9 protein-coding genes are annotated in these 11,534 nt (G+C 66.1%); all 9 read right to left on the minus strand.

All coding sequences use genetic code 11. The annotated features are described in order from the left end of the window. Positions 1–25 precede the first annotated feature (25 nt). The gene (gene rplW / locus AABM36_RS11350) at positions 26–331 is read right to left on the minus strand and encodes a 50S ribosomal protein L23 (protein WP_423446352.1); all 306 of its coding nucleotides are present in this window, start codon (positions 329–331) and stop codon (positions 26–28) included. Next, positions 328–951: a 50S ribosomal protein L4 gene (gene rplD / locus AABM36_RS11355; protein ID WP_406018166.1), complete on the minus strand. Its 624-nt coding sequence runs from the start codon at positions 949–951 to the stop codon at positions 328–330. Before rplD ends, rplW begins: the two co-directional genes overlap by 4 nt. A 5-nt stretch (positions 952–956) precedes the next feature. Further along, on the minus strand, positions 957–1,613 hold the full coding sequence (gene rplC / locus AABM36_RS11360; protein ID WP_019309650.1) for a 50S ribosomal protein L3: 657 nt from the start codon (positions 1,611–1,613) through the stop codon (positions 957–959). A 16-nt stretch (positions 1,614–1,629) separates the two neighbouring features. Beyond that, positions 1,630–1,938 carry a 30S ribosomal protein S10 gene (gene rpsJ / locus AABM36_RS11365; protein ID WP_003803825.1) on the minus strand — a complete coding sequence of 103 codons (309 nt, stop codon included), beginning with the start codon at positions 1,936–1,938 and terminating at the stop codon, positions 1,630–1,632. 658 nt (positions 1,939–2,596) lie between these two features. After that, positions 2,597–3,787, minus strand: coding sequence for an elongation factor Tu (gene tuf, locus AABM36_RS11370; RefSeq protein WP_019309651.1), 1,191 nt, complete (start codon positions 3,785–3,787; stop codon positions 2,597–2,599). A gap of 157 nt (positions 3,788–3,944) precedes the next feature. Then, positions 3,945–6,059 carry an elongation factor G gene (fusA, locus tag AABM36_RS11375; protein WP_406018170.1) on the minus strand — a complete coding sequence of 705 codons (2,115 nt, stop codon included), beginning with the start codon at positions 6,057–6,059 and terminating at the stop codon, positions 3,945–3,947. An 81-nt stretch (positions 6,060–6,140) separates the two neighbouring features. Further along, positions 6,141–6,611 carry a 30S ribosomal protein S7 gene (gene rpsG / locus AABM36_RS11380; protein ID WP_012397685.1) on the minus strand — a complete coding sequence of 157 codons (471 nt, stop codon included), beginning with the start codon at positions 6,609–6,611 and terminating at the stop codon, positions 6,141–6,143. Further along, a complete protein-coding gene (gene rpsL / locus AABM36_RS11385; protein ID WP_012397684.1) occupies positions 6,611–6,985 on the minus strand; it encodes a 30S ribosomal protein S12 in 375 nt (124 codons plus the stop codon). The genes rpsG and rpsL overlap by 1 nt, the downstream gene beginning before the upstream one ends. A 613-nt stretch (positions 6,986–7,598) precedes the next feature. Then, a complete protein-coding gene (locus AABM36_RS11390) occupies positions 7,599–11,486 on the minus strand; it encodes a DNA-directed RNA polymerase subunit beta' (RefSeq protein WP_406018173.1) in 3,888 nt (1,295 codons plus the stop codon). Between the last annotated feature and the right edge of the window lie 48 nt (positions 11,487–11,534).

The raw sequence follows: 11,534 nt of genomic DNA on the forward strand, positions 1-11,534 counted from the left end.
AGTTCCTCGTTAAAGTGGTCTCCGCTCAGGAGAGCGGACCGCCGAAGATGTCGATGGAGCCTTCCCGAAGGGACACGACGGCACGCTTGGTGGCCTTTCGCTGTCCCCAGCCGAAGCGAGTGCGCTTGCGCTTGCCGGGACGGTTGAGGGTGTTGATGGACGCAACCTTCACACCGAAGATCTGCTCGATTGCGTACTTGATCTCGGTCTTGTTGGACGAGGGGTCCACCTGGAAGGTGTACTTGCCCTCGTCGATCAGGCCGTAGGACTTCTCGGAGACCACGGGACGGATGATGACGTCGCGCGGGTCCTTGTTGTAGATGGCGCTCACTTGGCGTCCTCCTGCTTGCTACCGGACGCGGCTGCCACGAACGACTCGTAAGCGGCCTTGGTGAAGACCACGTCGTCCGAGACGAGCACGTCGTACGTGTTGAGCTGATCGGCGTACACGGCGTGCACGTTGACCAGGTTGCGCACGGACAGCGCGGCGTTGTCCTCGCCGCGGCCCAGCACGACCAGCAGGTTCTTGCGCTCGGAGATCGAGCGCAGCGCCTGCTTGGCGGCCTTCGTGGACGGCTCGGCGCCGCTCACCAGGTCCGCGACCACGTGGATGCGGCCGTTGCGCGCCCGGTCGGAGAGGGCGCCGCGCAGCGCAGCGGCCTTCATCTTCTTGGGGGTGCGCTGGGAGTAGTCACGCGGCGTCGGGCCGTGGACCACGCCACCACCGGTCATGTGCGGGGCGCGGATGGAGCCCTGACGAGCGCGGCCGGTGCCCTTCTGCTTGAACGGCTTGCGGCCGGCGCCGGAGACCTCTGCGCGGGTCTTGGTCTTGTGCGTGCCCTGACGCGCGGCGGCCAGCTGGGCGACGACGACCTGGTGCAGCAGCGCCACATTGGTCTGCGCGTCGAAGATCTCAGCGGGCAGCTCGACGTTGACGGTTTCAGTTGCCATGGATATCAAGCTCCCTTCACGGTGGAACGGACGAGGACGACCGATCCCTTGGGGCCCGGCAGGGCGCCCTTGATGAGCAGCAGGGAGTTCTCGGCGTCAACCGCGTGCACGGTCAGGTTCATGGTGGTGTGACGGGCGTTGCCCATCCGACCGGCCATGCGCATGCCCTTGAACACGCGTGCGGGGTACGACGCGCCGCCGATGGAGCCCGGCTTGCGGTGGTTCTTGTGCGCACCGTGGGAGGCGCCGACGCCGGAGAAGCCGTGACGCTTCATCACACCGGCCGTGCCCTTGCCCTTGGTGGTGCCGACCACGTCAACCTTGGCGCCGGCCTCGAAGAGCTCGACGGACAGTTCCTGTCCCAGCTCGTACTCGGCGGCGTCGGAAGTACGGAGTTCGACGACGTGGCGACGGGGCGTCACGCCTGCAGCGGCGAAGTGACCGGCCAGCGGCTTGGTCACCTTGCGGGGATCGATCGCACCGAAGCCGATCTGCACGGCGTTGTAGCCGTCCTTGTCCTCGTTGCGCAGCTGCGTCACGACGTTGGAGTCGGCCTTGACCACGGTCACCGGCACGAACTTCCCGTTCTCGTCCCAGACCTGGGTCATGCCGAGCTTCGTGCCCAGCAGGCCCTTCACCTGGCGTTCGAAAGTGGTAGTCATTGGGGTGCGATCCTTTTTACAGCTTGATTTCGATGTTCACGTCAGCGGGCAGGTCGAGACGCATGAGCGAGTCGACGGCCTTGGGCGTGGGGTCGATGATGTCGATCAGCCGCTTGTGCGTGCGCATCTCGAAGTGCTCGCGGCTGTCCTTGTACTTGTGCGGCGACCGGATGACGCAGTACACATTCTTCTCGGTGGGCAGCGGAACGGGTCCCACCACCGTGGCGCCTGCGCGCGTCACCGTCTCAACGATCTTCCGGGCCGAGACGTCGATGACCTCGTGGTCATAGGACTTCAGCCGGATGCGGATTTTCTGTCCCGCCATGGCGTCGTGACTCTCTTTCTTCAAGTACTTCCCTGTATGGAGCTCAGGGCTCCTTGTGTCCGGCGGCCTCTGCCGCCACCCCGCACAGACTGAATCCGGACGCTTCCGGGTTCCTCACCCTGTCGGGGCTCCGGCACCCGAACTCGGGCGTGTCGCGGTGGACGACGCTCTCGAACTCGCACAATGACATGGTGCCGGTGATGAGTGGTTGTCCGCGGCGCGGCCGCGCGGTGCTGCGTCCATTACGAGTGCTTCGGCTGCACAACTGCATTGCACCCGGTTCCTGCGACGGACGTGGCGTTCGTGCCAACGCGCGTGAAGCACACGCCGCTGAGCGAACAACAGCGACCATTCTGCCAGAGACAGCAGTATCGGCGCAACCTGCGGGTCCGCACCTGGCACGGTCAGCCAGGCCGGGCGGCGTCGCCCTGCCCCACCCGGCAGCGGGAGGTAAGACTGCCGCAACCGGCACGCGTCGGCATCACCCCGGCACCGGGGCTCACGGCGACGTCAGCGACCGCCCGCCGGCTGCGGCACCGTTCCGTGGTACCGGGTACCCCGGGCGGAGCTTCCGGGTACGACGAAGCCCCGTGGTTCCTCAGGAACCACGGGGCTTCGCGAGGGATCGGTTCAGAACCTCTCCCCGATCATCACATGATCACTTGATGATCTTGGTCACACGACCCGAGCCAACGGTGCGGCCACCCTCACGGATGGCGAAGCCGAGGCCGTCCTCCATGGCGATCGGCTGGATGAGCTCGACCGTCATCTCGGTGTTGTCGCCGGGCATGACCATCTCGGTGCCCTCGGGCAGCGTGATGACGCCGGTGACGTCGGTGGTGCGGAAGTAGAACTGCGGACGGTAGTTCGAGTAGAACGGGTTGTGACGCCCGCCCTCTTCCTTGGACAGGATGTAGACGTTGGCCTCGAAGTCGGTGTGCGGGGTGATGGAACCCGGCTTGCACACGACCTGGCCGCGCTCGACGTCGTCACGCTTGAGACCGCGCAGCAGCAGGCCGCAGTTCTCGCCCGCCATGGCCTCGTCCATCTGCTTGTGGAACATCTCGATGCCGGTGACCGTGGTCTTCTGCACGGGGCGGATGCCCACGATCTCGACCTCGGAGTTGATCGGCAGGGTGCCGCGCTCGGCGCGACCCGTCACCACGGTGCCACGACCGGTGATGGTGAAGACGTCCTCGATGGGCATGAGGAAGGGCTTGTCGGTGTCGCGGATGGGATCCGGCACGTTCTCGTCCACGGCCTCCATGAGGTCCTCGACGGACTTGACCCACTGGGCGTCGCCCTCGAGAGCCTTCAGAGCGGAGACGCGCACCACGGGGGCGTTGTCACCGTCGAAGCCCTGGTCCGACAGCAGCTCGCGGACCTCCATCTCGACGAGGTCGAGCAGCTCTTCGTCGTCCACCATGTCGGACTTGTTCAGCGCGACCAGCAGGTAGGGCACGCCCACCTGGCGGGCGAGCAGCACGTGCTCGCGGGTCTGCGCCATGGGGCCGTCGGTGGCGGCGACCACGAGGATCGCGCCGTCCATCTGAGCCGCACCGGTGATCATGTTCTTCACGTAGTCGGCGTGACCCGGGGCGTCCACGTGGGCGTAGTGGCGCTTGTCGGTCTGGTACTCGATGTGCGCGATGTTGATCGTGATGCCGCGCTGCTTCTCCTCCGGAGCGGAGTCGATGGCACCGAAGTCGCGCTGCTCGTTGACGTCCGGGTACTTGTCAGCCAGGACCTTGGAGATTGCAGCGGTGAGCGTGGTCTTGCCGTGGTCAACGTGGCCAATGGTGCCAATGTTGAGGTGCGGCTTGGTGCGCTCGAACTTGGCCTTCGCCATGATGTGTTCCTCCTAGAACATTGAGGTGAGACTTGCTCGACTGCTCCGGGCACCGGAGCATGTGACCACAGCGCATCGGCGCTGAGCGTGTCGAAACCTGTGCAAGTCTACTTCTGGATTACGAATTTACTGAAATCTCGGGGCGAACCCCGATGGCTCACTCGCCGCGGTTCTTCTGGATGATCTCCTCGGCCACGGCCTTGGGAACCTCTGAGTAGCTGTCGAACTGCATCGAGTACACGGCACGACCCTGCGTCTTGGAACGCAGGTCGCCGATGTAGCCGAACATCTCCGACAGGGGCACCAGAGCCTGCACGAGCTTGACGCCCGTGACGTCCTCCATGGACTGGATCTGGCCACGGCGGGAGTTCAGGTCGCCGATGACGTCGCCCATGTACTCCTCGGGCGTGCGCACCTCGACGGCCATGAGCGGCTCGAGCAGCACCGGATTGGCACGGCGCGCGCCCTCCTTGAAGACCATGGAGCCGGCGATCTTGAACGCCATCTCGGAGGAGTCGACGTCGTGGTAGGCGCCGTCCACCAGCGTGGCCTTGACGCCCACGACCGGGTAGCCGGCCAGGATGCCGAGCTGCATGGCGTCCTGGATGCCGTGGTCCACGGAGGGGATGTACTCGCGCGGCACGCGACCACCGGTCACGGCGTTGTCGAACTCGTAGAGCTCCTCGGCGTCCAGGGGCAGCGGCTCGAAGGAGACCTGCACCTTGGCGAACTGGCCGGAGCCACCCGTCTGCTTCTTGTGGGTGTAGTCGACCTTCTCGACAGCCTTCTTGATGGTCTCGCGGTAGGCCACCTGGGGCTTGCCCACGTTGGCCTCCACGCGGAACTCGCGCTTCATGCGGTCCACCAGGATGTCCAGGTGCAGCTCGCCCATGCCGCCGATCTCGGTCTGGCCGGTCTCGTCGTTGAGGGACACCGTGAAGGTGGGATCCTCGGCGGAGAGCTTCTGGATGGCGGTGGAGAGCTTCTCCTGGTCGCCCTTGGTCTTGGGCTCGATCGCCACGAAGATCACGGGCTTGGGGAAGCTCATGGACTCCAGCACGATCGGGTTGGAGGAGTCGCACAGGGTGTCACCCGTGGTGGTGTCCTTCAGACCGATGGCCGCGTAGATGTGACCGGCGGAGATCTCCTCCACCGGGTTCTCCTTGTTGGAGTGCATCTGGAAGAGCTTGCCGATGCGCTCGCGCTTGCCCTTGGTGGAGTTCATGACCTGCTCGCCGGCCTTGGCCTTGCCGGAGTACACGCGAATGTACGTGAGCTGGCCGTAGAACGGGTGCGAGGCGACCTTGAACGCCAGCGCGGCGAACGGGCCGTCGGCGTCGGCGGTGCGGGTGAGCACCTCTTCCTCGTCGTTCACGGCGTGACCCTGCACGTCCTCCACGTCGAGCGGGGAGGGCAGGTAGTCCACCACGGCGTCGAGCATGGGCTGCACACCGCGGTTCTTGAACGCGGAGCCGCACAGCACGGGGTACGCGGCGGAGGAGATGGTCAGCTTGCGGATGCCCAGCTTGATCTCGTCCTCGGTGAGCTCCTCGCCGCCGAGGTACTTCTCCATGAGGTCGTCGTCGGCCTCGGCCACGGCCTCGACCAGCTGGTTGCGGTACTCCGCGGCGCGGTCCTGGAGGTCCTCGGGGATCTCGCGGGTCTCGTACTTGGCACCCAGGGAGACGTCACCCTTGGAGTCGCCCTCCCAGACCAGGGCCTTCATGGTGATGAGGTCGACCACGCCCACGAAGTCGTTCTCCGCGCCGATCGGCAGCTGCAGCACGAGCGGGGTGGCACCCAGACGGGACTTGATGGTGTCCACGGTGAAGTAGAAGTCCGCGCCCAGCTTGTCCATCTTGTTGACGAAGCAGATGCGGGGCACTTCGTACTTGTCGGCCTGGCGCCACACGGTCTCGGACTGGGGCTCCACACCCTCCTTGCCGTCGAAGACCGCCACGGCGCCGTCGAGCACGCGCAGGGAGCGCTCGACCTCGACCGTGAAGTCCACGTGACCCGGGGTGTCGATGATGTTGATCTGGTAGTCGTGCCAGTAGCACGACGTCGCGGCGGAGGTGATGGTGATGCCGCGTTCCTGCTCCTGGGCCATCCAGTCCATCGTGGAGGCACCGTCGTGCGTCTCGCCGAGCTTGTGGTTGATGCCCGTGTAGAACAGGATGCGTTCGGTGGTCGTGGTCTTACCGGCATCGATGTGAGCCATGATGCCGATATTGCGGACCTTGTTGAGGTCGGTAAGCACGTCGAGTGCCACGATGGTTCCCTTCGTAAAAGGTGGTGCCGGGCCCTGGAAGTCGGCCCCGCGGATCCGCGGGGCCGACAGGACTACCGAATTTTACCAGCGGTAGTGGGCGAAGGCCTTGTTGGACTCGGCCATCTTGTGGGTGTCCTCGCGGCGCTTGACAGCGGCGCCGAGGCCGTTGGAGGCGTCGAGGATCTCGTTCTGCAGGCGCTCGGTCATGGTGTTCTCACGACGGGCCTTGGAGTACCCCACGAGCCAGCGCAGGGACAGCGCCTGGGCACGGCCGGCCTTGACCTCGACGGGCACCTGGTAGGTGGCGCCGCCGACGCGGCGGGAGCGGACCTCGAGGGCCGGCTTCACGTTCTCCAGGGCCTTCTTCAGGGTGGCCACGGGATCGGAGTTGGTCTTGTTGCGCACGCCCTCGAGCGCGCCGTAGACGATGCGCTCGGCGGTGGACTTCTTGCCGTCCTGCAGGACCTTGTTGATCAGCTGCGTGACCACGGGCGAGCCGTAGACGGGATCGACGACGAGGGGGCGCTTGGGAGCGGGACCTTTACGAGGCATTACTTCTTCTCCTTCTTGGCGCCGTAGCGGGAGCGGGCCTGCTGGCGGCCCTTGACACCCTGGGTGTCGAGCGCGCCGCGCACGATCTTGTAGCGGACACCGGGGAGGTCCTTCACACGACCGCCGCGCACGAGCACGATGGAGTGCTCCTGCAGGTTGTGGCCCTCGCCGGGGATGTAGGCGGTGACTTCCACGCCGCCGTTGAGCTTCACACGGGCCACCTTGCGCAGCGCCGAGTTCGGCTTCTTGGGGGTGGTGGTGAACACGCGGGTGCAGACGCCGCGCTTCATGGGGTTCCCCTTGAGCGCGGGAGCCTTGGTCTTCACGACCTTGGAGTGCCGGCCCTTGCGGACCAGTTGCTGGATAGTTGGCACTGTGCCTCCTGTTGGAGCGGAGTCCGGTGGTTGCCGGGCCCGCCGGTGACGGAACATTGATCCCGGGGTGCTCGTGAACAGGTTCCGCGTTGCGGACCCGCCCGTGAGCATGACGAAAGATGGCATCTGGGTACAAGCTGCGTACCACTGGACAGGGTCCAATTTGCCATCTCATTGCAGAATGCCCGGAATCGAGCAATTCTGCCCCATCGTATCAGACCCGTCCGGCCCGGGAAACCGGGGCGGGTCGTCCTGGGAATGCCCACGAGCTGTCCTCGCCGCACGTGTGTGCGTCCCGCCGGCCAGCAGTTCGTGCGGCTGCCCGCCCGTCGACGCCCGCTGGTCCGGACAACTGTTTTCGTTTGTCTGTCGGACTGGCAGTGGGACCCTGAAGCCCAGTCAACTGGATGCGTTTGTCCAGTGATCGTGGCTTTCGTGGAGGCGCTCCCCTCCCCCGCGGCCGACCGCATCCGGAGCAGCGGCAGATGCCAGGACACGACGAAGCCCGGGTGGGTCCCCTCGTGCGGGGACCCACCCGGGCCGGATCGGAGCTCAGGCGCTCCTCACCACGCAGTCACCGCGCCCGTGGCGCGGGACCGGCAGTGCGGACGACTCAGTTGCCGAAGTCGTAGTCGTCCAGCGGGATGGCCTGGAACTCGGAGCCGAGTCCGCCGGCGTTCTCCTCCGCGTAGCTGAAGTCGGCGAACGCGGACGGGTCCGTGAACATCTGGGCCTTCGCCTCCTCGGTGGGCTCCACGTCCACGCTGTTGTACCGGTCCAGACCGGTACCGGCGGGGATGAGCTTGCCGATGATGACGTTCTCCTTGAGACCCAGCAGCGGATCCGACTTGCCCTCCATGGCGGCCTGCGTGAGCACACGCGTGGTCTCCTGGAAGGACGCGGCGGACAGCCACGAGTCCGTGGCCAGCGAGGCCTTGGTGATGCCCATGAGCTCCGGACGGCCGGCGGCGGGACGATTGCCCTCCGCCACCGCGCCGCGGTTGGCCTCGAGGAAGCGCACGTTGTCCACCAGCTCACCCGGCAGCAGCGCGGTGTCACCGGACTCGATGATGGTCACGCGGCGCAGCATCTGCCGGACGATGACCTCCACGTGCTTGTCGTGGATGCCCACACCCTGCGAGCGGTACACGCCCTGGACCTCGTCCACGAGGTGCTTCTGCGCCTCGCGGGGACCGCGGATGCGCAGCACCTCCTTGGGATCCACCGCGCCCGTGACGAGCTGCTGGCCCACGTCCACGTGGTCGCCGTCCGCCACGAGCAGCTTGGCGCGGCGCAGCACGGGGTAGGCGAACTCCTCGTCGCCGTTGTCCGGGACCACCACGATCTTGAGCGACTTGTCGGTGTCCTCGATGCGGATCCGACCGGCCACCTCCGAGATCGGGGCCACACCCTTGGGGGTGCGGGCCTCGAAGAGCTCCTGGATACGGGGCAGACCCTGCGTGATGTCACCGTCCGAGGACGCCACACCACCGGTGTGGAAGGTACGCATGGTCAGCTGGGTACCGGGCTCACCGATGGACTGCGCGGCCACGATGCCCACGGCCTCGCCGATGTCCACCAGCTGGTTGGTGGCCAGCGACCGGCCGTAGCACGCGGCGCACACGCCCACGGCGGACTCGCAGGTCAGCACCGAGCGCACGCGCACCTGGTCCACACCGGCGTTGTAGAGCTTCTCGATCATGGCGTCGGACATGTCCGCACCGGCCTCGGCCAGCACCTCGCCGTTCTCGTCCGCCACGGCGCTGGCCAGCACGCGGCCGTGCACCGTGTTCTCCACGTCCTCGCCCAGGGTGCGCACACCGGTGTCCGTGATGTCCGACAGCGGCAGCGTCAGACCGCGCACGGTCTGGCAGTCCGACTCGCGCACGATCACGTCCTGTGACACGTCCACCAGACGACGGGTCAGGTAGCCCGAGTTGGCAGTACGCAGCGCGGTGTCCGCGAGACCCTTGCGGGCACCGTGGGTCGCGATGAAGTACTCCAGCACCGACAGGCCCTCACGGTAGGAGGACTTGATCGGGCGGGGCATGATCTCGCCCTTGGGGTTGGCCACGAGGCCACGGATGCCGGCGATCTGGCGGACCTGCATCCAGTTGCCTCGAGCACCCGAGGACACCATGCGGTTGATGGTGTTGGTGGGCTCCAGGTTGTCGCGCATGGCCTGCGCGACCTCGTCGGTGGCCTTGGACCAGATGTCGATGAGCTCCGAGCGGCGCTCGTCGTCGTCGATCAGACCCTTGTCGTACTGGCCCTGGATGCGCGCGGCCTGCGCCTCGTAGCCCTCCATGATGGCGGGCTTCTCCGGCGGGGTCGCGATGTCCGAGATGGCCACCGTGACACCCGAGCGCGACGCCCAGTGGAAGCCGGCGTCCTTGAGGTTGTCCAGCGTCCTGGCCACGCGGGTCATCGGGTAGCGCTCCGCGAGGTCGTTCACGAGCGCGGACAGGTGCTTCTTGTCCGCGACGTTCTCGTCCCACGGGTAGTCCTCGGGCAGCGTCTCGTTGAACAGCACGCGTCCCAGGGTGGTCTCCACGACGGCGGGCTGACCCGGCTCCCAGCCCTCGGGGGCTTCCCAGCCCGCGTAGGGCACGAAGTCCTCGAGGCGGATCTTGCACTTGGCGTTGAGGTGCAGCTCTCCGGAGTCGTTGGCCATGATGGCCTCGGCCACGGAGGAGTAGCTGTTGCCCTCCCCCGCCCAGCCCTCACGCACGGTGGTGAGGTGGTACAGGCCGATGATCATGTCCTGCGAGGGCAGGGCGATCGGCTTGCCGTCCGAGGGCTTGAGGATGTTGTTCGAGGACAGCATCAGCACGCGCGCCTCGGCCTGGGCCTCCGGGGACAGCGGCAGGTGCACCGCCATCTGGTCACCGTCGAAGTCGGCGTTGAACGCACCGCACACGAGCGGGTGCAGCTGGATGGCCTTGCCCTCCACCAGCTGCGGCTCGAACGCCTGGATGCCCAGACGGTGCAGGGTGGGAGCACGGTTCAGCAGCACCGGGTGCTCGGTGATGACCTCTTCCAGCACGTCCCACACCTGGGGGCGGTAGCGCTCCACCATGCGCTTGGCGGACTTGATGTTCTGCGCGTGGTTCAGGTCCACCAGACGCTTCATCACGAACGGCTTGAACAGCTCCAGCGCCATCTGCTTGGGCAGACCGCACTGGTGCAGCTTCAGCTGCGGGCCCACCACGATCACGGAACGACCGGAGTAGTCCACGCGCTTGCCCAGCAGGTTCTGACGAAATCGTCCCTGCTTGCCCTTGAGCATGTCGGACAGCGACTTCAGGGCACGGTTTCCCGGGCCCGTGACGGGACGACCGCGGCGACCGTTGTCGAACAGCGAGTCCACGGCCTCCTGCAGCATGCGCTTCTCGTTGTTCACGATGATCTCGGGGGCACCGAGGTCCAGCAGACGCTTCAGGCGGTTGTTGCGGTTGATCACGCGACGGTAGAGGTCGTTGAGGTCGGAGGTCGCGAACCGGCCACCGTCCAGCTGCACCATGGGACGCAGCTCCGGCGGGATCACCGGGACGGCGTCCAGGACCATGCCCAGCGGGGAGTTGTCCGTGGTGAGGAACGCGTTGACCACCTTGAGGCGCTTCAGGGCGCGGGTCTTGCGCTGGCCCTTGCCCGTGGCGATGGTCTCGCGCAGCGCCTCGGCCTCGGCCGCGAGGTCGAAGGTCTCCAGGCGCTTCTTGATGGACTCGGCGCCCATGGAGCCCTCGAAGTACATGCCGTAGCGGTCCACCATCTGGCGGTACAGGGCCTCGTCGCCCTCGAGGTCGTTGACCTTGAGGTTCTTGAAGCGGTCCCAGACCTTCTCGAGGTAGTCGATCTCGCGGTCGGCGCGCTTGCGCACGTTGGCCATCTGGCGGTCGGCGGAGTCGCGCAGCTTGCGCTTCTCGGCGGCCTTGCCGCCCTCCTCCTCGACGCGTGCGAGGTCGTTCTCGAGATCACGCGCGATCGCGTTGATGTCCGCGTCCCGGGTGTCCTCGAGCTGCTTCTTCTCGCGGTCGATCGCGGCCTGCAGGTTGGGCAGGTCGTCGTGACGGGCCTGCTCGTCCACGGACGTGATCATGTACGCCGCGAAGTAGATGACCTTCTCGAGGTCCTTGGGCGCGAGGTCCAGCAGGTAGCCCAAGCGCGAGGGAACGCCCTTGAAGTACCAGATGTGGGTCACGGGAGCGGCGAGCTCGATGTGGCCCATGCGCTCACGCCGCACCTTGGCACGCGTGACCTCCACGCCGCAGCGCTCGCAGATGATGCCCTTGTAGCGCACACGCTTGTACTTGCCGCAGTAGCACTCCCAGTCCCGGGTGGGACCGAAGATCTTCTCGCAGAACAAGCCGTCCTTCTCGGGCTTGAGCGTGCGGTAGTTGATGGTTTCCGGCTTCTTGACCTCGCCGTAGGACCAGCCGCGGATCTGATCCGCGGTGGCCAGGCCGATCTGCATGAGACCCAGTGAAGAATCGTTGGACATAAGGTCCTGTCCCTCTTTCGTAAAATCCTGAAGTGTGACGAGCTGATC

The organism is Kocuria sp. KSNUG (assembly GCF_049532735.1).
In the GTDB taxonomy this organism is placed as follows: domain Bacteria; phylum Actinomycetota; class Actinomycetes; order Actinomycetales; family Micrococcaceae; genus Kocuria; species Kocuria rhizophila.

Bases quoted from the DNA above. Each gene is read 5' to 3' on its own strand.
- rpsJ (WP_003803825.1), bottom strand. From the start codon at position 1,938: ATGGCGGGACAGAAAATCCGCATCCGGCTGAAGTCCTATGACCACGAG.
- rpsG (WP_012397685.1), bottom strand. From the start codon at position 6,611: ATGCCTCGTAAAGGTCCCGCTCCCAAGCGCCCCCTCGTCGTCGATCCC.
- AABM36_RS11390 (WP_406018173.1), bottom strand. From the start codon at position 11,486: ATGTCCAACGATTCTTCACTGGGTCTCATGCAGATCGGCCTGGCCACC.
- rplD (WP_406018166.1), bottom strand. From the start codon at position 951: ATGGCAACTGAAACCGTCAACGTCGAGCTGCCCGCTGAGATCTTCGAC.
- rplC (WP_019309650.1), bottom strand. From the start codon at position 1,613: ATGACTACCACTTTCGAACGCCAGGTGAAGGGCCTGCTGGGCACGAAG.
- tuf (WP_019309651.1), bottom strand. From the start codon at position 3,787: ATGGCGAAGGCCAAGTTCGAGCGCACCAAGCCGCACCTCAACATTGGC.